The 20947-nt window shown below is 28.9% G+C and carries 17 protein-coding genes; 8 read left to right on the forward strand and 9 right to left on the reverse strand.

Annotated elements, in window-relative coordinates; genetic code table 11:
- Positions 1-26: 26 nt before the first annotated feature.
- Together HRT41_07495 and HRT41_07500 are read right to left on the reverse strand one after the other, a co-directional pair.
- A complete protein-coding gene (locus tag HRT41_07495) occupies positions 27-1598 on the reverse strand; it encodes a nitrite/sulfite reductase (protein ID NQY23863.1) in 1572 nt (523 codons plus the stop codon).
- A 181-nt stretch (positions 1599-1779) separates the two neighbouring features.
- On the reverse strand, positions 1780-2916 hold the full coding sequence (locus HRT41_07500) for a glycerate kinase (protein ID NQY23864.1): 1137 nt from the start codon (positions 2914-2916) through the stop codon (positions 1780-1782).
- 208 nt (positions 2917-3124) lie between these two features.
- On the opposite strand from HRT41_07500, the gene HRT41_07505 reads away from it, so the two are divergent.
- The 8 genes from HRT41_07505 to HRT41_07540 all read left to right on the forward strand — a co-directional run bounded on the left by HRT41_07505 (position 3125) and on the right by HRT41_07540 (position 11838).
- Positions 3125-3622, forward strand: a complete 498-nt coding sequence (locus tag HRT41_07505; protein NQY23865.1) for a M48 family metallopeptidase — start codon at positions 3125-3127, stop codon at positions 3620-3622.
- 72 nt (positions 3623-3694) lie between these two features.
- The gene (locus HRT41_07510) at positions 3695-4564 is read left to right on the forward strand and encodes a hypothetical protein (GenBank protein ID NQY23866.1); all 870 of its coding nucleotides are present in this window, start codon (positions 3695-3697) and stop codon (positions 4562-4564) included.
- Between the two features lie 70 nt (positions 4565-4634).
- Positions 4635-5804 (forward strand): ADP-forming succinate--CoA ligase subunit beta, encoded by a 1170-nt coding sequence (gene sucC / locus HRT41_07515; GenBank protein NQY23867.1) that lies wholly within the window; start codon positions 4635-4637, stop codon positions 5802-5804.
- Entirely contained in the window at positions 5804-6673 is an 870-nt protein-coding gene (sucD, locus tag HRT41_07520; protein NQY23868.1) for a succinate--CoA ligase subunit alpha, read from the forward strand. The genes sucC and sucD overlap by 1 nt, the downstream gene beginning before the upstream one ends.
- 238 nt (positions 6674-6911) lie before the next feature.
- A complete protein-coding gene (locus HRT41_07525) occupies positions 6912-8558 on the forward strand; it encodes an acetolactate synthase large subunit (GenBank protein ID NQY23869.1) in 1647 nt (548 codons plus the stop codon).
- A 94-nt stretch (positions 8559-8652) separates the two neighbouring features.
- On the forward strand, positions 8653-10044 hold the full coding sequence (locus HRT41_07530) for an aldehyde dehydrogenase family protein (GenBank protein ID NQY23870.1): 1392 nt from the start codon (positions 8653-8655) through the stop codon (positions 10042-10044).
- 128 nt (positions 10045-10172) lie between these two features.
- Entirely contained in the window at positions 10173-11030 is an 858-nt protein-coding gene (locus HRT41_07535; protein ID NQY23871.1) for a L,D-transpeptidase, read from the forward strand.
- Positions 11031-11100: 70 nt separating this feature from the next.
- A complete protein-coding gene (locus HRT41_07540; GenBank protein ID NQY23872.1) occupies positions 11101-11838 on the forward strand; it encodes a phytanoyl-CoA dioxygenase family protein in 738 nt (245 codons plus the stop codon).
- A 12-nt stretch (positions 11839-11850) separates the two neighbouring features.
- On the opposite strand, the gene HRT41_07545 is transcribed toward HRT41_07540, so the two are convergent.
- The 7 genes from HRT41_07545 to HRT41_07575 form a co-directional block, all read right to left on the reverse strand.
- Positions 11851-12342 (reverse strand): asparaginase, encoded by a 492-nt coding sequence (locus tag HRT41_07545; GenBank protein NQY23873.1) that lies wholly within the window; start codon positions 12340-12342, stop codon positions 11851-11853.
- A gap of 9 nt (positions 12343-12351) precedes the next feature.
- The gene (gene aspA, locus HRT41_07550) at positions 12352-13743 is read right to left on the reverse strand and encodes an aspartate ammonia-lyase (protein NQY23874.1); all 1392 of its coding nucleotides are present in this window, start codon (positions 13741-13743) and stop codon (positions 12352-12354) included.
- 155 nt (positions 13744-13898) lie between these two features.
- On the reverse strand, positions 13899-14264 hold the full coding sequence (locus tag HRT41_07555; GenBank protein ID NQY23875.1) for an acyl-CoA thioesterase: 366 nt from the start codon (positions 14262-14264) through the stop codon (positions 13899-13901).
- Between the two features lie 43 nt (positions 14265-14307).
- On the reverse strand, positions 14308-15069 hold the full coding sequence (locus tag HRT41_07560) for an NUDIX domain-containing protein (GenBank protein ID NQY23876.1): 762 nt from the start codon (positions 15067-15069) through the stop codon (positions 14308-14310).
- On the reverse strand, positions 15059-17170 hold the full coding sequence (gene recQ, locus HRT41_07565) for a DNA helicase RecQ (protein NQY23877.1): 2112 nt from the start codon (positions 17168-17170) through the stop codon (positions 15059-15061). Before recQ ends, HRT41_07560 begins: the two co-directional genes overlap by 11 nt.
- Before the next feature lie 88 nt (positions 17171-17258).
- Complete coding sequence (locus HRT41_07570) at positions 17259-19658, reverse strand: AAA family ATPase (GenBank protein NQY23878.1); 2400 nt, start codon at positions 19656-19658, stop codon at positions 17259-17261.
- Between the two features lie 121 nt (positions 19659-19779).
- Positions 19780-20937, reverse strand: a complete 1158-nt coding sequence (locus HRT41_07575; protein NQY23879.1) for an FAD-dependent monooxygenase — start codon at positions 20935-20937, stop codon at positions 19780-19782.
- Positions 20938-20947: the final 10 nt, after the last annotated feature.

Consider the following 20947-nt stretch of genomic DNA (forward strand, 5'->3'; position numbering starts at 1 on the left):
GCTCACTTTAATAAAATTTAATTAAACTAAGCTTCTAAAGATACTTTATGTAAATAATCTTTAAAGGATGTACTTTCTTTTGGATCTTCTTTGTAGGCATTTATTAAATCACTAATATAATCTAATAATTTTGAAGCTTCAACTTTTTTCCCTATTTTTTGTGCAAAACGACTGAGTTTTTCACCTTCTAAATTTCCACCTAATATTACTTCATAACCTTCAACTCTCTTACCCTCATCATTTCTAACCTTAAGGCCAGTAAAACCTATATCAGAAATTTGAGGGTGTGAACAGGCATTTCCACAACCAGAAATTGCAATAGTAATATTCTCATCAAAATTAGGGAATCTGTTCTCAAGTTCAACTAATATCTTTTTTGAAAACTCTTTTGTTTCAGTAATTCCAAATTTACAAAACTCGTTTCCTGTACATGAATTTAATCTTGCTCTAAAAGGACTTGGTTTATAAGGATAACCCAAAGCATCAAATTCATCTGCTAAGGCTTGAGCATCTTCATCTTTTACACCATAAACAACAAAGTTCTGAGTAGATGTAAGCGCCAAACCTTTTGCATTGTATTTACTTAAGATTTCATGCATGGCTTTAAAATCTTCCCCTGCAACACGACCTGAATTTGTAGCGAAACCTATATACGATTCACCTTCTTGTTTTGCTTTATTAATTCCAAAATGATTTCTGTGTTCAAAAGAAGTAATTATAGGTTCTTTTTCACCAACTTGTAATGCATAACCCAATTTTTCTTCAATTTTGGCTACAAATTTTTCCAGTCCCCATTCATTTACAAGATGTCTTACTCTTGCTTTTCCACGATTTGCTCTGTTTCCATGTTCTCTAAAAATTTCAGCACAAACAATTGCTATTTCTTGAACTTGTGATTCTTTTACATAACGATTGGCTCTAAATGCAATTTGCTTAGATTTGGATAAACCTCCACCTACACATAAATCAAACAATACCTCATCATTTTCATCTTTAAATGCTGTAAAGGATATATCTTGTACTTCGTGTGTTGGACAGTGACAGGCGCAACCAGATACCCCTATTTTATATTTTCTTGGAAAATTGCAAAATTGATCATCATTTTTATCAAAGTACGTATCAATTGAACGAACCAAGGGGCTGGCATCAAAAATTTCCTTTTTATCAATTCCTGCTACGGGACAGGACATAATTGGTCTGGGACCATCACCTGATGCCATTCTTGAGGTTAAATTAACACTGTCTAAGAGTTCGAAAATTTTAGGAATATCTTTGATTTGAATAAAATGAAACTGAATATTTTGTCTTGTTGTAAAATCAACCAAACCTTGTGCATATTCTTGACCTATTTTTGCCATAACGCCTAATTGTTCTAAATTCATAGTAGTATCAACTAATTTAACACGTTTCATGAAATATTTTTTATCTTCTGTTTCATCATTATTAATGTGTGGATACATTCCATACCACTTTAATAATCCAATATGCTCCTCACTTAAAGGCGTTCCACCTTTGGCTTCTTCAAACATATCTTGTACTACATGTAAAGGGTTTCTAGAAGCTTTTAGTATTTCTAGTTTTGATAATTCTTTGCTCATTTTTGCTCCACTATTAACTTCCTTTTAAAAACATTTATATTTACTATAGTGCATTTAAAAAAAAGTGTCTTATTTTATATATATTTATTAGGAATTATATTATTCAAATGCTTTAAATGTAGAATTTTAGGAGATTTAATTTCCTAAGTGTAGACATTAGCTACACGTAATTTAGTCAAGATTAACCTAAGTTCATTTTTAAACACTTAGCAATACTATTAGATGTCTGCTCTAAATTGTATTTTGCATTTTGTTTTAAAAGAGAAAAACTTGAATTAATGGGGGTACAATCAAATACAATATCTACGCCTTTTTTAAGTATTAGTTCATAACCTTCACCTAAACAGCCTGCAATTACTATTGTTTTAATCTTGTGTTTAGAACTTAGTTTAGCAAGACCCATAATTGTTTTCCCATCTAAGGTTTGTTTATCAATTTTGCCTTCTCCTGTAATTAATAAGGTGGCATTTTTAATTTTATCTTCAAGGCTTAAATGTTCAAGAACCAAATCAATACCAGAGACTAAAGGTGCTTCTAAAAAAGCAAGAAGTGCAAAACCTAAACCTCCAGCAGCCCCTGCTCCTTCACATTTTGAATAGTCTTTTTTAAATATTCTTGCACACAGTACTGCAAAAGATTCTAAACCAGAATCTAGTATTTTAATGTCTTCTTCACTTGCACCTTTTTGTTTTGCAAATATATAAGAAGCACCATGTTCTCCATATAAAGGATTTTGAACATCACAAGCCACTTCTATAGTAATATTTTTAAACGTTTTAATTAAAGCACTTGCATCAAACGCAATGATTTTAGATACATTTTTGGAATTACTTCTTATTTCTAGCTTATTTTTATCATAAAATTTCACACCCAAAGCGTTTAACATTCCTATTCCTGCATCATTAGTGGCAGATCCGCCTAAACACAAAATGAGATGTTTTGCACCCTTATGTATTGCATGCAATATAAGTTCTCCAAAACCATAGGTAGAACTGTTCATAATATCACGGTCTTCTTCTTTTATCTGTTCTAAACCACTTGCTGCAGCCATTTCTATTACAGCTGTATTCTTATCATTGATTAAACCATAAAAGGAGTCAATTTTTTCTCCTAAGGCATTTTGCACCCTTGTTTTAACTATAGTGCCATTTTCTGAATATACCATAGAAGAAACAGTACCCTCACCTCCATCCCCTAAAGGCGCTAATACATAAGTGGCTTCAGGAAAAATACTTAAAAAACCTTTTTTTATACTTCTAGCTACTTCTATAGAACTTAAGCTTTCTTTATAAGAATCAGGTGCAATCACTATTGTCATTTTATACCTTATTTCAATTTAATAATTAGTTTACAAGGATTCATATTAAACTTTGTATTCCAAATAATATAGTATACTTAAGTATATTACTGCTTAGGAATACATATCCTCTGAGGTAGCATATACATTGTATAAACTAAAAAATGTTCTATTCTTAATACATTGGAAGGTTTTAATAAAAAGTACAACAAGATACAAGGGAAAAAAGATCAATAACTTTCTACAACATTACCCACAAAACATAATTGATGATGTTAATACCTTAATCAAAAACAATCAATTGGATAAATATTTAAAAAATAAATATAAAGCACAACATCAAATCACTTCAGATAAAGCACTGTATACCTATGTTAGTAAACTTAAAAGCATGTATTTTAAAAAGTATAACTTACATAAGGTTCTTTTTGATTCAAAAATTAATGTTATTAATAATGCCTTAGGTTTACATACTTTTATTTCGCGCGTTCAAGGCAACAAATTAAAAGCAAAAAATGAAATTCGTATTTCTCATATTTTTAAAGATGCTCCGAAAGAGTTTCTTGAAATGATTGTCGTTCATGAACTAGCCCATTTAAAAGAAAAAGAACATAATAAGGCTTTTTACAAATTATGCCATCATATGTTAAATAACTACGCACAAGTAGAATTTGACTTAAGATTGTATTTATTTAATGACTATCTTAAGAAAAAAAATAACACTTAAATAATGTATTAATTTTAATCTTATCTTGCATATAATAATTATATATCGTGACTTTTGTTATTTAGGCTAATTATGAAATTAATTTTTTTATTTTTTATCTTATCCATACATTTATACGCAATTGACAAAATCAATGTTGGCTTATATGTAGAAGAAAAAGTAAATATTAAAAATATTAAATTTATTACCAGTGTTGTCGAAAAGTCTATTAACAAAAATAATGAGAAGATTAATATTTCTATCAAATCCTATTATTCCCCTGAAAAAATTTTAAAAGATTTTAAAGAAAATAGATTAAAAGTAATATTACTTAGAAGTTATTTTTATTTTAAAAATAAAAATAAAATCCTAGATGATTTTGATACAAAATGGCACTTACAATTTGGAAAAAGTAAATACCAACAATATTATTTAATTGCAAATAATACGGCTAATACAAGTGATATATTTAATAGTAAAGAAACATACTCAATAATTAGTCATGCGGGTTATATGAATTCACTTTTATGGTTTGATTATTTAAAATATTCTAAAACAAAAAAAATACAAAAAAAATTTGAATATATATACACTACAAAATTTAATAAACTAAGCAATAAGGTTTTTTTTAATAAAAACTATCTTGCTGTTCTTAAAAAAGAAGTATATGAAAGCGCAATAGAACTCAATCCACAATTAAAAAGAAAAATAAAGATTTTACATAAATCAAAAAATATTTTTAGCACATATATCGCATTTACTCATAAATCCTTAACAAAAAGTGAAAAAAATAATCTTTTTCAATTAGCAAGAAATATTACAAATATTTTAGATAAGTCAAGAATTTCTGATTCAATAACGGTACAATTACTGCCTTCTTTATCAAAAGACGATTTCAGAGAACTTGATCATTTTTTCTCCCAATATGAGAAATTAAAAAAAATCTATTTAAAGAAAAAATAAATTCCCATTAAAAGATTTACGCACACTTAATCATAATTTTGTTATTCTACAAATTATTTTAGGAGACAAAATGAATTTACATGAATACCAAGCCAAAAACCTTTATAGAAAATATGACATTCCTACAACCAAAGGAAAACTATTAACTCATCCAAGCCAATTGGATAATATTTTAAATACCATTGGAAAAGACAAGTGGGTTATAAAAGCCCAAGTTCATGCAGGAGGAAGAGGAAAAGCAGGTGGTGTGGTAATAGTAGATTCAAAAGCAGAAGCGAACAAAGAAGTAAGACGTTTACTTGGTTCTAAACTAGTAACGCATCAAACATCAAGCGAAGGACAGAGTGTTAATTCTATTTATATTGAAGAACCATGTGAAATACTTCAACAAATTTATTTGGCTTTTATAGTTGATAGAACAAGCTCAAGAATTATGATTATAACTTCTTCGCAAGGTGGAATTGAAATTGAAGAAGTAGCTAAAAATACTCCGGAAAAAATCCTAAAAAATACTATCAACCCAGTAGTAGGAATTATGCCTGCTCAATGTAGACAAATTTGTGAAGATTTAAATTTGGATAAAACACTTTCTTCTCAAATGATAGATTTAATGCAAAAAACCTACAAAATGTTTGTAGAAAATGACCTCTCACTTGTTGAAGTAAATCCACTTGTTGTTACAAAACAAGGGTATTTAATTTGTTTAGATGCAAAAATACAAGTAGATGATTCTGCTTTATACAGACAAGAAAAAATGAATGAAAGCAGAGACGACTCTCAAGAAGATGAAAGAGAATTAAAAGCTTCAAAACTGGATTTAAATTATATATCTTTAGATGGTAATATTGCTTGTATGGTAAATGGTGCTGGATTAGCTATGGCCACTATGGATTTAATTAAAACTTATGGAGGAGAACCTGCTAACTTCTTAGATGTAGGTGGAAGTGTTAATGAAAAACGTGTTATTGAAGCTTTTGAGATTATTTTAAGTGATAAAAAAGTCAATGGTATTTTAATTAATATTTTTGGAGGAATTGTACGTTGTGATATTATTGCTTCTGGAATTATAGAAGCTACAAAAGCTATGGATATATCTGTTCCTATTGTTGTAAGATTAGAAGGTACCAATGCAAAAGAAGGTTTAGATTTAATTAAAGCCTCAAAATTGAATATTTATGAAGAAAATGATTTAGATAAAGCCAGTAAAAAAATCATTGAATTAACACAAGGATTAAAGTAATGGCTATTTTAATTAATAAAAATACACGCGTAATTGTTCAAGGATTTACAGGAGCACAAGCAAGTTTCCATTCAAAAAACGCACTTGATTATGGAACAAATATTGTTTCAGGTGTAGTTCCAGGAAAGCGTGGTCAAAAACACTTAGGTATACCTATTTATAATACCGTTGAGTGTGCAAAAAGACTTACAGGTGCAAATGCTTCAATTATATATGTTCCCGCACCTTTTTGTAAAGATGCAATCATAGAAGCCGCTGAAAATGGAATTGAAACAATAGTATGTATAACAGAAGGAATTCCTACTATTGATATGTTAAACATAAAAGCAGCCATTGATTTAAATGGAGCACGTTTAATTGGACCAAATTGTCCTGGTATTATTACCCCTGATGAATGTAAAATGGGAATTATGCCTGCTAATATTCATCAAAAAGGTTCCGTTGGAATTATTTCACGCTCAGGAACACTTACTTATGAAGCAGTTTACCAATCAACAAAAGTTGGACTGGGGCAATCTACTTGTGTAGGTATTGGGGGCGATTCTGTTCCTGGCAGTGATTTTATTGATATCTTAAAACTTTTTGAAGAAGATGAACAAACCAAATCTATTATTTTAATTGGTGAAATAGGTGGAGCTAAAGAAGAAGCAGCTGCTGAATATATCAAGTCTCATATTACAAAACCTGTTGTATCTTATATTGCAGGAGTAACAGCACCTAGAGGAAAAAGAATGGGCCATGCAGGTGCTATTATTGATGGAAGTGCTGGAAGTGCAGAAGATAAATACAGAGCCCTAGAAAATGCAGGGGTTAGAACAGTACGAACCATTACAGCTCTAGGACAGGCATTATTAGAAGTACAAAAATAAACAAACAAAATGTAACAATAAAGGAATAATTGTTACATTTTTCGCCCTCTTAAACATTCTCAAACAAATACTACTAACAAACAAGATTTTTAAGGACATTTTTTTTACACAACTGTGTAAAAAGTAAACAGTAAATTTACTTCTAATTAGACTTAGGAAGTATTATTTTATTTTTATATTGATTTAACACAAATTGTGAGAAAATGTGGGAATTTAAATAAATTAACTCGGAGATAACATGAAAGCATCAGCTCTATTTGTAAAAGCTTTAGAAAACGAAGGTGTAGAATATATATTTGGAATTCCTGGAGAAGAAAATCTTGATTTTCTTGACTCTATGAAAGATTCAAATATTAAACTAATATTAACAAGACATGAACAAGGTGCTGGTTTTATGGCCGCAACTTACGGTAGACTTACTGGTAAAGTCGGTGTTTGTTTAGCAACACTTGGCCCTGGAGCTACTAACTTTATAACATCTGCTGCTTATGCACAATTAGGTGGTATGCCAATCCTAATGATTACGGGTCAAAAACCTATTAAAAAATCTAAACAAGGTAGATTTCAAATTATTGACATTGTTAATTTAATGAAACCTGTTACTAAATATGCTAAACAAGTTGTAAATGGAAATAATATTCCATCTATGGTAAGAGAAGCTTTTAAAATTGCTACTGCTGAGAGACCTGGAGCTGTTCATATTGAATTACCTGAAGATATTGCGGCTGAAGAGTGTGATGATAATATTTATGCTGTTAATCCTGTACGATATCCAAAAGCAGATGAAACATCAATCGAAGATGCTGTTAAAATGATTGAAAATGCTAAAATGCCTTTATTGCTTGTAGGAGCAGGAGCTAATAGAACACGAATTGGTGATGCTTTAAAAAACTTTGTTAATTCTACTGGAATTCCTTTTTTCTCTACTCAAATGGGTAAAGGTGTAATTGATGATGGTCATGAATTATGTTTAGGAACGGCTGCTTTAAGTGCAAATGATTTTATTCATTGTGCAATTGATCGAGCTGATTTAATTATTAATGTTGGTCATGATGTAATTGAAAAACCACCATTTTTCATGGAAAATGATGAAAATTCAACTAAAGTTATCCACTTAAACTTTTTTCCATCAGAAGTTGATGATACTTACTTCCCACAATTAGATGTAATTGGAGATATTGCTTCAAATGTTACTTCTTTAACTGAAGCAATTACAAACCAAAACACTTGGGAATTTGATTATTTTAAAAGAGTAGTTAAAGAAGTAAGAACACATACTTCTAAATACTTTGAAGATACAAGATTTCCAATCTTACCTCAAAGAGCTGTAAATACTATTAGAAAACAATTAGCAGATGATGATATTCTTACTTTAGATAATGGAGTATATAAAATCTGGTTTGCAAGAAACTATGATTGTGCTAAACCTAATACTTTATTATTAGATAATGCACTTGCAACTATGGGTGCTGGACTTCCTTCTGCAATGGCAGCTAAAATGGTTCATCCTGATAAAAAAGTTGTTGCTGTTTGTGGTGATGGTGGATTTATGATGAACTCACAAGAAATGGAAACTGCAATCAGATTAAAACTTAACTTAACTGTTATTATTTTAAATGATAATGCATACGGAATGATTAAATGGAAACAAACAGGAATGGGATTTGAAACATTTGGATTAGATTTAGGAAACCCTGATTTTGTTAAATATGCAGAAGCATATGGTGCAAAAGGATACAGACCTTCTTCTTGTGAAGAATTTGAAAAAACATTAAATGATTGTGTAAATTCTGATGGTTTACATTTAATTGACTTAGCAGTTGATTATTCATTAAATCATTCAATCTTATTTGATTTATTAGAGAAAAAAGAGTGTATTTTATAATCTAAGTACAATATTACATATATAAAATTCACAATTGCATGGATGAAATCTTTAGATTTTCATTTGTGCAATTGTGCTTTAAAAAAGGATAGAAATGAGCACTATTGAAGTTACATCACCATTTGATGGTAGAGTTGTTGGTACAGTAAAGTTTTCTTCAGTTGAAGAAGTACAAGGTGCTATTGATTTAGCATATACTACATTTGAAGATCACAAAAATGCCCTTCCTAAATACAGAAGAGTAGAGATTTTAGAAAAATTAGTAGAAATTATGAGCTCACAAATCGAAGACTTAACTATTCTTTGTGCATCTGAGGGTGGAAAACCTTATATGGATTCTAAAGTAGAAATCCAAAGAGCTATTAATGGAGTTAAACTTGCAATTGAAGGTTTATCATCATTTGAAGGAACTGAAGTTGCTATGGGTCATACTGCATCAAGTGCAAATAGAATGGCTTATACCTTTAAAGAACCTATTGGTGTTGTTGCTGCTGTATCTGCTTTTAATCACCCCTTTAACCTAGCAATTCATCAAGTAATTCCTGCACTTGCTGTTGGATGTTCAGTTATTATTAAACCTGCTACTCAAACGCCAATGTCAGCTCTTAAACTAATTGAATTATTAGCAGAGGCTGGATTACCAAAAGGTTGGGCGCAAGCAGTTGTTTGTGACAGAGTTGGGGGAGAATTATTAGCTACTTCACCTAAGATTAATTTCTTAACGTTTATTGGTTCTGGTAAAGTTGGTTGGTACTTAAATTCTAAAGTTGCTAATGGAACGAGAGTTGCATTAGAACATGGTGGAGTTGCACCTGTAATTGTTGAAAAAGATGCTGATATATCTGAATTAATTCCTGCTTTAGCTAAGGGTGGTTTTTACCATGCTGGACAAGTTTGTGTATCTGTTCAACGAGTATATGTACATAAAGATATTATAGATGAAGTTGCAAGTAAATTAAGTGAAGCTGCATCTAAATTAATCGTAGGAGATCAATTAGATCCAAAAACTGAAGTGGGTCCATTAATTAACCATAATGAAGTAAACAGAGTTGAAGAATGGGTTAACGATGCAGTATCTAATGGTGGTAAGATTTTAACAGGTGGAAAAAGAATTTCTGATTCTTTATTTGAAGCTACTGTTATTTTAAATACAAGTGATGATGCAATTATTTCTAAGAATGAAATCTTTGGACCAGTTGTTTGTTTATATACTTATGATGATATAGAAGAAGCATTTGATAGAGCAAATTCTTTAGATGTATCTTTCCAAGCTGCTATTTTTACTAAAAACATTGATACTGCTTTATTAGCAGTTAAAAGATTAAGTGGAACGGCAGTTATGGTTAATGATCATACAGCATTTAGAGTTGATTGGATGCCTTTTGGAGGAGCTAAAGCTTCCGGATTAGGAATGGGTGGAATTCATCACTCAATGACTGAAATGTCAAAAGAAAAATTAATGGTATTAAAATCACCCGTATTATAATATAAATTAATTTTAGAAAAGGCAGAGCTAACTCTGCCTTTTTTTATGCATTTTTGCTATACTCTCTTATGAAATTCTTATTAATTTTTTCACTCTTATTTTCTTCCTTATTCTCACAAAATTTAGAAATGAGAAAAGATTTTTTATTAGAAGTAATAGAAATACCTGTTTATAAAAAACGTTTTCCTGCTTATTTAAATAAACTTTGCAAAAAAGATACTTCTTGTTTAAGAGAAAAAATACTAAATATTAAAAGCTGGTCCACAACACCAAAAGATAAAAAACTCACAAAACTACTAAAAAGAAGACTCAAAAATATAGAAATTAATGCTGAGTATTTTAATAAAATACAAAACAAAGTTCTTCAAATATTTAAAGATAAAAAAATTAGAAACAAACAATATCTTTCTATCGTAGATTTATCAAAACAAGTTCTTATTTTAGTTGTTTATGAAAATGATTCAATTAAATACATAGGCTCAGACCTAGTATCTACAGGTGATATGTATAGGGAAAGAGAAATAATCTTTGGAGAAAACCATTATTTTAATACTCCAAGTGGTTTGTTTAAAGCACATAGAGGCTGGCGCTCTGTGGGAGATTTAGGTTCTGATAAAGTATCATTGGGTTATGGAAAAAAAGGAAGATATATTTTTTATTTTGGTAAACAAAAATCAAAAAGATTTAATACATTTAGAGCAAATAAAACAAAGATTATAAATGAAGATAATTGGAGTATTATCAATGATACTTTACAATTAGCTATGCATGCACATGAAAGCTCTTACCCTAAAGGAAAAGCGTATTCTCATGGATGTATTAGACTTAACAATGAAACAAATATATTTTTAGATAATAATCTATTTTTACACAAAAAAAGCATTGTAAATAATACCTGGAAAAACCCCTATTCACACGCTCCCAAAGAAATAAAATACAGTTCTTATATAGGTCAATACTTATTAATAGAAAAAAGTTTCAATTAGCGTGATAAAAAATTTATTATTTATTAGAGATATAGTATAATTAATTTTTAATTTGAAGCAAAGAAAAAAAATGAATTTAACACACAATCAAAAAAAAGAATTTCATGAAAATGGATTTTTAGTTCTTAAACGTTTTGCGCAAAAAAATATCTGTGATGATATTTTAAAACAAGCACAAAAAGAACTTGATGAAAAAATTGCACCTTATGAAACTGAACAAGAATATTACAATGAAGTAGAGAGTTCTGTAACTCTTAGACGTTTACGTCAAGTATATCAACGAAACGATTTATTTAAAGCATGGATGGAAAATAAAGAAATTTTGCCTATTCTAGAAGATTTACTTCAAGATAAAGTGGTATTAACTCTTGCACATCATAATTCAATTATGACAAAACAAGCCAAAATCTCAACCGTTACTTTTTGGCATCAAGACAGAAGATATTGGAATTTTAAAAACGATGATTTAATATCTGTTTGGTTATGTTTAGATGATGAGTATTTAGAGAATGGTTTATTAGAATTTATTCCAGGCTCTCATAAACTGGATTTTGAAAAAGATCAGTTCGATAAAAATTCAAATTTTTTAGATGAACATGCAAAAAATAAAGAACTTATTAAAAAACGTGTACATCAAAATCTTTATAAAGGGGATGTTGTATTGTTTCACTGTAAAACACTGCATCATGCTTCTAAAAACATGAGCAAGAAAAACAAAATATCTTTTGTTTATACGGTAAAAGCACTTTCTAATGATGCTATTAAAAATACTCGAAGTGATGACAAAGAAATTCTACTCTCACACTAAGAGTAGATTTTTCTATTTTACTAAAAACTTCCCCATTTTTTTATCTTTATATATTTTTTTATGTGAACAAACTATTCCATGTAACGCTATATAAATTCCTTTATCTACTCTTGCATTTAAAAACCCATAAGCAGAAGCAAAATTCATAACAGCCTCAGTAGTATCTATACTCATAGGTATCATAGCACCAGTAATTACAATGTTTTTATCTTTTATTCGTTCATCTAAATATAAAGCCGTTTCATTCATAGTATCTGTTCCATGAATAATGATTATATTTTCATTTTGAGATTCTTTGATATTTTTAATAATAATATCTCTGTGTTTATCTTTTATCTCTAAAGAATCTAAGGCTAAAATATTTTTTACTTCAAAATCAACATTGTGCGTCCAGTTTAATATTTTTTCCAAAGAAAAAGCATCATCTCTAACATCTAATGCCCCTTTTATTAAATTGTACTTTTTATTAAATGTTCCACCTGTATTTATTATAGTGATCTTCACTTATTTTCCTTATTTCAACATGTTTTTTGGTAATAATAACTCATCTAATTCATCTTGTGTAAACAGTTCTTGCTCCAGCACCAAATCATAAACTCTTTTTTTTGTTTTAAGTGCTTCTTTAGCTAATGCAGAGCACTTTTCATATCCTAAAATAGGATTTAAATACGTAACAATTGTAACTGAGTTTAAAACATTTTCTAAACATACGTCCGCATTAGCAGTAATACCATCCACACACTTATCTGCAAGTGTATAAAAAGAGCGTCTCATAATATTAATAGAAGTAAAAAGTTTATAGGCAATTAAAGGTTCGAATACATTTAATTGTAACTGACCTCCTTCACAAGCCATAGAAATAGTAGTATCAGCCCCTATTACTTCATAAGCTACTTGATTAACAACTTCTGGAATAACGGGGTTTACTTTTCCTGGCATTATTGAGCTACCTGGTTGCATAGCTGGTAAATTAATTTCATTAAAGCCAGCACGTGGACCTGAACTTAAAAGACGTAAATCATTACACACTTTGGATATTTTAATAACTACTCGTTTTAATATTCCAGACACATGAATAAAAACACCTGTATCTTGTGTAGCTTCAATTAAATTACCTGAATTATCAAAGTCAACGCCAGTTACTTCTTTTAAATGTCTAATAACAACATGACGGTATTCACTTTTAGTATTAATACCTGTTCCAATAGCAGTAGCTCCTAAATTTATTTCTTTTAACAAAGCTTGTGCTTCTCTTAATCTAAAAACATCTTCTTCAATCATTATTGCATAGGTTTTAAATTCTTGGCCCAAAGTCATTGGAACTGCATCTTGAAGTTGGGTTCGTCCCATTTTGATAACATCTTTAAATTCTTCTGCTTTTTTATCAAAACTTTCTCCTAAATAACGTAAAGAATCTTTTAATTTAAAAATCAGTTCATAAAGAGTAATTTTAATAGCAGTAGGATAAGCATCATTGGTTGATTGTGAACGATTAACATCATTATTAGGATGAATGATATGATAAGCAGCCCTTGGATGACCTAAGATTTCTAAAGCTCTATTAGCAATAACTTCGTTTGCATTCATATTAGTAGAAGTTCCAGCTCCTCCTTGAATAGGATCAACAATAAACTGTTCTACAAGTTTACCATCAATTATTTCATCACAAGCCTGTACAATTGCATCTTTTTGCTCTAAGGATAAATCCCCTAATTCATAATTAGCTAAAGCACAGGCTTTTTTTACTTTTCCCAAAGATTTAATAAAGTTAGGAAACAAAGAAATATTCGTACGTGTGATATCAAAATTATTCTTAGCTCTTAAGCTTTGAATTCCATAGTATGCGTGAATATCTATATTCATTTCACCTAAAAAATCTTTTTCTACTCTAAATGCATTTTCCATTTTTACCTCAAAATTAATTTATTTTAATAGCTAACAATATGTTTTCAAGTGCGATTATATTTAAAATATCTTAAAAATATTCACAGTACTGGGACTAGTTTTTTTCTTTTTTTATATTTTAAGTTTATGATTTTACTTAAATCACAAAAGTAGAACTAAATTATTTTTTCTAAATTATGAGGAGTGGGTTGTTTGTTAAAATCCAAAGCCACAATAACCATTTCTTCTACAATTAAAATGATTTTATTACTCGTTTTATTTTTAATCTCACAGCGTACAGTAATAGATGTTCTTCCAATTTTTACAAGTTCAGTACCCATAATTACGATATCTCCAATATTGGCAATATTTTTGAAAACAACTTCTGACATTTTTACTAAAGCAATTTTACTTGTTTTTAAAAGATTGGTTGCAAAAATAATAGCCTCTTCATCAATCCAAGCCAAAGCCATTCCTCCAAAAAGAATTCCTGCTGCATTTAAGTGAGGATACATAACCATGCGATGAGAAGTATATTCCAAGTTAAACCTTTATATTTAATTTTTTCTTTATACTGTAATTTGTTTAAAAAAACAACTCATAGTTTTTAAGTGTACTTCTAAAAGAATCAAATTCTTTTTGTTTTAAGCCTTTTTGTTTTAAAGCAATTTTTACAATTTCTTTATTATATGCAAAAGCATCTTCATCATTAATATATCTTTGCACATCTGTCCATTTACATTCTAGTATTTCGTTTGTATCTTGAATATTAATTTCACTTGACAGTGCTTTTGCTATGCACAAAATATATAAATTGCTTTGATTAAATTGATGTGGAAAAAAATGTCCCAAAGAAACAATACTCTCAAACACTACATCTATTCCTGTTTCTTCTTTTACTTCTCGTTTAACAGCAGAAGTAATTAATTCTCCATCATCAATATGCCCTCCTGGTAATTTAAAACCAATATTGGAGTATTTTTCTTTAACCAATAATACTTCATTCTTCTCATTAAAAACGACAACTCCCACACCTAAAGTATGATTTGAAGCCGTTGGAATAATGGAATTTTTTATAAGCTCTTTTACCAATAAGAGTTTTTTCTCTTCACAGGTATGAAAAGTAAAACCCATCTTTGTTAAAATAGGAATATAAGAAGCTTGTTCTATGTCTAAAGGAACCCATAAGAGTTTTCTTTTTTCTTTTCTTAACGTTAGAATCAACTCTTCTATATTTTCTTTAAAATCTTTTGTATCCAAAAATACTTTTTTATTATCAAGCGTGAAACCATTGTATTTATCTTCTTTTAAAAAGAATGTTTTATATTGAAGTGCATCATTTTTCATTTAAATCCTTCAAGTATTCATACAAATATAAATCTTGTTTTAGTTCTTTTAATGTTTTTAGCTCTAAACCTTCTTCAATCCAAGAAAGAACATTCTTATCAATTTTAATAGGCTCTAGAAGTTTATCTTTTTGCTCTTCCGTGATTTTTTGATGTTGCTTCAATAATTTCAGATGAGATAAAATAGAAACAAGACCTAAGTCTCTTATTTGAGATACTTCTTCTAAACTTTTATTGTCTTCTAATAAAACTAGGGTTTCTAAATAGGTTTTTGTTAATTTTTTAAGCTCTACTCTGTCTTTTAATTTATCTTCGAATTCTTCTTTAATACTTACACATAAATTTAAAAACACTTCACCGTATTTATCATATTTAACCTGTCCAATACCATTAATATCCAACATTTCATCTTGTGTGCTTGGTAATTTTGAACAAAGTTCTTTTAAAGTTTTATCTCCAAAAATCACATAAGCAGGGACTTCTTTTTCATTGGATAACTCACGTCTTAAACTTCTAAATTTCTCAAATAACTCTTCATCAAAAGTAAGTTCTTCCTCTACAAGTTCTTCTTGAACACTTTGTCCCATTTTATCAGAATCAATAAAAACTTTGCTCTTTGATTTTAAAATCTCAAAAGCAGCACTTGAGAGTTTAAGCACTCGATACTCACCTAAAGAAATAACATCAGAATCAATTAACTTATCCGCAATAGCAATCCATTCATTCTTATTTTTATGCTCCCCAATTCCATAAACAGTGAGTTTATCGTGATTCATATCTAAAAGTTTTTGATTTTTTGAAGCCCTTAAAATATCAATAATATGATTTAAACCAAAACGTTGTTCTGCTCTGTAAATACAAGAAAGTAATTTTTGTGCATCAAGAGTAATATCTATTTGTTCCACTTCTTCTTTGGTACAATTATCACATGATGTTAAACAGTGATCAATCTTATCATCAAAATAAGAAGCAATAATAGTATGGCGACAATTATTTGAAATACAATACCTATACATTTTCTCTAATTTATCTAAAGCAGTACTTTTATAGGCATTATCTAAACCATCATTTATTTGTATTTTTCTCTTGATCTCATCACTTTTAGAATACAATAAATACACATAAGACAAATCTCCATCACGCCCTGCACGCCCTATTTCTTGGTAATAGTTCTCTAAGGTTTTAGGCATAGAAGTATGAATAACAAAACGAATATTGGATTTGTCAATTCCCATCCCAAATGCAATGGTTGCAACTACAATATCAATTTTTTCATAAACAAAATCATCAAAAACTTCATTTTTAATCTCAGCACTTAATCCGGCGTGATAAGCTTTTGCTTTATACCCCTGTTCATTTAAATATTTAGCAGTAGATTCTGTTTCTTTTCTTGTAAAGGTATAAATAATTCCACACATTCCTTTATGCGATTTTAAAAAAGATAAAATTTGATTTTTTCCATTAGAAGCTCGAGGTTTACAGGAAATAATTAAATTATCTCTTTTTGTTTTGGCTCTGAATTCTTTTGCATTGTTTAAACGCAAAGATGTTTTCATATCTTCTTGTACTTTATACGTAGCCGTTGCTGTAAATGCAGCAATAGAAGTATCAGGGAAAAATTGTTTTAATCTGTCTAAGTTTCTATACTCAGCTCTAAATTCATGCCCCCAAGCAGATACACAATGGGCTTCATCTATTACAAAATAATTAATATTTACTCTTTGTAAAACTCCGACAAAATCATTCGAAGTAAAACGCTCAGGTGCAACATAAACAAATTTTAATTCATTTTTTAACAAAGCTTGTAATATTTCATTGTTTTCATTAGGAGTTTGAAGAGAGTTAATCATTGAAGCTTTTATATTTAGATCTTTTAAGGCTCTAACTTGATCTTGCATTAAAGCAATCAAAGGAGAAATTACAACAGTAACTCCTTGCATTAATAAAGCAGGCAATTGATAACAAAGTGATTTTCCACCACCTGTAGGAAGAATAGTAAGGACATCCTCTTTTGCAATAATAGCATCAACCACTTCTTCTTGAAAAGAGCGAAAATTTTCGTGGCCAAAGGTATTTTTTAATATTTCATATTTATTTATCATAAGAGATATTAACATAATTTGTATTTAATATATTGCTTTAAAAAATTAAAAATTGTTATACTTATACTTATTTTAATAAATATTTAATTTAGCTATTTTCTTTATTTAAACTAAGTGTATTTAAGTTTTTCAGTTCTTTATTAACAAGATAATTTAATGAGTTCTTAGTAAAAGTTCCATCTTTTTTTCTTTTTCCTGCTTCAATACCCATAAGAAGTTTTATTCCATCATCAAGATGATTAATAGCATATATCTTAAATTGACCTTTTCTCACAGCACTTAGAACATCTTCTTTTAACATCAAGTTTTTAACATTTGAGGCAGGAATAATAACAGCAGAACAAAAGTTCTCATCTTTTAATTTACAAACATCATAAAAACCTTCTATTTTTTCATTAACCCCACCAATAGCTTGTACATCTCCATTTTGATTAATAGATCCAGTAATAGCAAAGTTTTGTTTTATTTTGATTTTCGAAATAGAAGATAAAAGAGCATAAAGCTCAGCCAAAGATGCAGAATCTCCATCAACCACACTGTAAGATTGTTCAAATACTAAAGAAGCACTAAGACTTAAAGAAAAATCAGGAGCATAACGTGAAGCCAAATAAGAAGATATAATTAATACACCTTTTGAATGAATAGAACCAGAAAGATCAACTTCTCTCTCGATAGTTACAACACCTTCTTTCCCGACCCTTGTTAAACATGATATTTTCATAGGAATGCAAAAAGAATAATTTCCAAAATCTATTAAAGCAAGACCATTAATATGTCCCACTTTTTCACCTTTTGTATTAATCTGTATTGTTTCTTCTTTGATATGCGTATAAACCTCTTCTTTTATTCTCTCTTTTCTATATATTCTTTCTTTTAAAACATTTAATATATCTTTTTCATTAATTGTTTTTCTATTGTTTTTTTTGGCCAGATAATTGGCTTCTTGTAATAAATCACTAATAGCTGAAAAATCACTTGATAAATAAGAAGCATTCGAACAAAGCCTTGAAGAAAATTCTATTATTTTACAAAGCGCATTTTTGCCAAGTGTTAATAGTTTTTTTTCCTTGCTTATATTTGTGATAATATTTATATATAAAAGAGTATTCTCTTTATTCCTTATTATTTTATCTTCGAAATCTGCTTCTATTTTAAACAATTCTTTAAAATCTTCATCATTAAAAAAAAGCAAAGAATAAATTTCTCGAGAACCAATCAAGATTATTTTTATATCTAAAGGAACACTTTGGGGACTTAAGGAAAGTAAACTGGTATATCCCATTGATTCTTCTATACTTTCTAAATGAATCAAAGAAGATTTTAACATTCGTTTTAAACCTTCCCATGCATGAGGATTAGATAATAAACTTATAGCATCAATAATTAAATAACCTCCATTTGCTTGATGCAAAGAACCTGCTTTAATTAAATTAAAATCTGTACTTATTGTTCCCATATGCGATATATGATCAATTCTTCCAAATAAGTTTGCATAACGGGGATTGTCTTCGTAAATAATAGGCAGAGATTTTACTTTCTCATTATTTACTAAAATATTAATATTATATATATCGAAGGAGATTTCATGTTCCAGATTTTGTTTTAATACACTTTCAAAAGCATTCAGTATATTTTCATTTTCTGTTTTGACAAAGTACCTATAATGTTCTAAAATATCTTTTTCTACATCAGATAAATAAAGAAGTACTTGTTCATAAGATGAAAATTTCTCTGCTAAACCTTGCATGGATTTTTTAAGAATTTCTTTTATAAATAGTTTGTCTAAGTCATTTAATTTTTCAAGAAATTTATTGCTTAAGTCTAATTCTTCTTTTGAATTTTCATCGACTTTTTCTTGGTATTTAATAATATTTTTTTCAAGCTTATCTCTTTGTTTTAAAGCCAATGCACTGTATTCTTCACTTGTAAAAAGTTTTCCTTCTTTTAAAGAAGCGATAACAATCCCATTGGGAGTATCTGATATAGAAATATTCTCTTGCAGTGCTAAACTTTTTAATTTATTAAAAAGTTTGTCTTGTTCCTCTTTTGTGTATTTTTCTAGAGATTTTTTTTGATTTAGGTATTTTTTTGATTTTAAGACTTGTGTTATTTTTATTTTAAGATTTTCCACCAAGTTTAACATGGATTTTTTAAAAGATTTAGCCAGTCCTGCTTTTAGTTTTATTATTATAGGTTTGTTATCATCATTAAAATTATTTACATAACACCAATCATAAATATTTTTACCATTTTTACTTTTTGTTTCTAATATTTTTTTAATAAGTGAGTGTTTACCTCTTCCTTTTTCACCCATAACAAAAAGATTAAAGCCCTCTTCTTCTATTCCAAGAGCAGTATCAATTGCACTTAAGGCTCTTCCTTGTAAAATTATTTGATTTGTTTTTTTGGCTTCTTCTGTATTTTTAAAAGAAAATATTGACTTATTACATTTATTGTAAAGCTCTTTAACTTTTAGTTCTTTTATCATAATATATCCTTTAGGACATGCTAAGTCTATAGTAAAGTATAGCAGTAAATAAATATGATACTAATAGAAGAAAAACAAAAAATAAGATTAATATTTTTTATTCTTTATTACGTTTTTTAATTTAAGCCAGATTCTCTAACCAAAGATTTGCCATTGCACTGGCTTGTTTATGTCCATTCGTATTTTGTGAGTGTATATTTCTTTTTAAACAAAACTCTTTATCATCATTAAATATTGAAAAAGCAAGTGCTCTGCCACCCATTGTAATATTATTTGTTTTTTTTATTCTTATTTTTGTAAAAGATTCAAAAGCATGTGTTAAGTTTTTTGAATTTTCTTTTAAACAAGAGGCTAAATGCCATGCATCCTCTAAGGCTTGACAAGCACCTTGCCCAGACGTTGGTAAAGCAGCATGTGCACAATCTCCTATTAAAATAACATTATTTTTATGCCATGTAGAAAGTGGGTCATGATCATGTACATATATTTTATTAATACCAGAGTCTTTTGTATTTTTTATAATATTTAGAATATTTGAAGGCCAGTCTTTAAACTCATGCAATAATTCATTTTTATATAAAGAAGGATTTTTTGTTTCTATATTTTTAGATGTCATTCCACCTGCCCAATATGCCTGATTTTTTGAAATGGGAACAATACCAAAACGTTTTCCAATACCCCAATAATCACTTACACTCAAATTAGTAAAAATATCATTCTTACTTTTAATAATACCTACCCAGTTAATAAAACCTTGATACTTAGGTGTATTATCACCCTTCACATATTCTCTAGTAAGTGAGTTCATTCGTCCATCTGCCCCAATAATAACATCAGCTTTGATTATTTTTTTATTGGTAAATTTTGCACTTACAAGATTATTATTGTTTACAAAAGAAAGTAAGTTATGATTAAAATGTATGGAAATTTTCATTTCATTTATTTTGTTATTTAAAATACGCATTAAATCGCAACGTAGAATAGATAAACTGGGATAAGACATCATTTCATTGATTGTAGTTATATCTATTGAACCAATGTTTACACCTTCGCTTGAAAAACGATTCATTGAAGTTACTTTTCCTGATACTTTAAGAACTTCTTCTAAAAGGCCCAGTTTATCTAGAATATTTGAAGCATTGGGCCAAGATATAATACCTGCCCCAATGTCTGTTATAGAAGAATTTTTTTCAGCTATTTTTACATTAAAACCTTGCAGTTTCAAAGATATTGCTGTGCTCAAACCAGCTATTCCAGCTCCAATAATAAGTATATTCACCTTATTTCCC

The sequence above is a fragment of the Campylobacteraceae bacterium genome (assembly GCA_013215945.1).
In the GTDB taxonomy this organism is placed as follows: domain Bacteria; phylum Campylobacterota; class Campylobacteria; order Campylobacterales; family Arcobacteraceae; genus NORP36.

What these genes read in the sequence shown, in the direction of transcription:
- HRT41_07540 (NQY23872.1), top strand. Translation starts at nt 11,101, where the DNA reads ATGAATTTAACACACAATCAAAAAAAAGAATTTCATGAAAATGGATTT.
- aspA (NQY23874.1), bottom strand. Translation starts at nt 13,743, where the DNA reads ATGGAAAATGCATTTAGAGTAGAAAAAGATTTTTTAGGTGAAATGAAT.
- HRT41_07570 (NQY23878.1), bottom strand. Translation starts at nt 19,658, where the DNA reads ATGATAAAAGAACTAAAAGTTAAAGAGCTTTACAATAAATGTAATAAG.
- HRT41_07560 (NQY23876.1), bottom strand. Translation starts at nt 15,069, where the DNA reads ATGAAAAATGATGCACTTCAATATAAAACATTCTTTTTAAAAGAAGAT.
- HRT41_07535 (NQY23871.1), top strand. Translation starts at nt 10,173, where the DNA reads ATGAGAAAAGATTTTTTATTAGAAGTAATAGAAATACCTGTTTATAAA.
- HRT41_07530 (NQY23870.1), top strand. Translation starts at nt 8,653, where the DNA reads ATGAGCACTATTGAAGTTACATCACCATTTGATGGTAGAGTTGTTGGT.
- recQ (NQY23877.1), bottom strand. Translation starts at nt 17,170, where the DNA reads ATGATAAATAAATATGAAATATTAAAAAATACCTTTGGCCACGAAAAT.
- sucD (NQY23868.1), top strand. Translation starts at nt 5,804, where the DNA reads ATGGCTATTTTAATTAATAAAAATACACGCGTAATTGTTCAAGGATTT.
- HRT41_07495 (NQY23863.1), bottom strand. Translation starts at nt 1,598, where the DNA reads ATGAGCAAAGAATTATCAAAACTAGAAATACTAAAAGCTTCTAGAAAC.
- HRT41_07500 (NQY23864.1), bottom strand. Translation starts at nt 2,916, where the DNA reads ATGACAATAGTGATTGCACCTGATTCTTATAAAGAAAGCTTAAGTTCT.
- HRT41_07525 (NQY23869.1), top strand. Translation starts at nt 6,912, where the DNA reads ATGAAAGCATCAGCTCTATTTGTAAAAGCTTTAGAAAACGAAGGTGTA.
- HRT41_07510 (NQY23866.1), top strand. Translation starts at nt 3,695, where the DNA reads ATGAAATTAATTTTTTTATTTTTTATCTTATCCATACATTTATACGCA.
- sucC (NQY23867.1), top strand. Translation starts at nt 4,635, where the DNA reads ATGAATTTACATGAATACCAAGCCAAAAACCTTTATAGAAAATATGAC.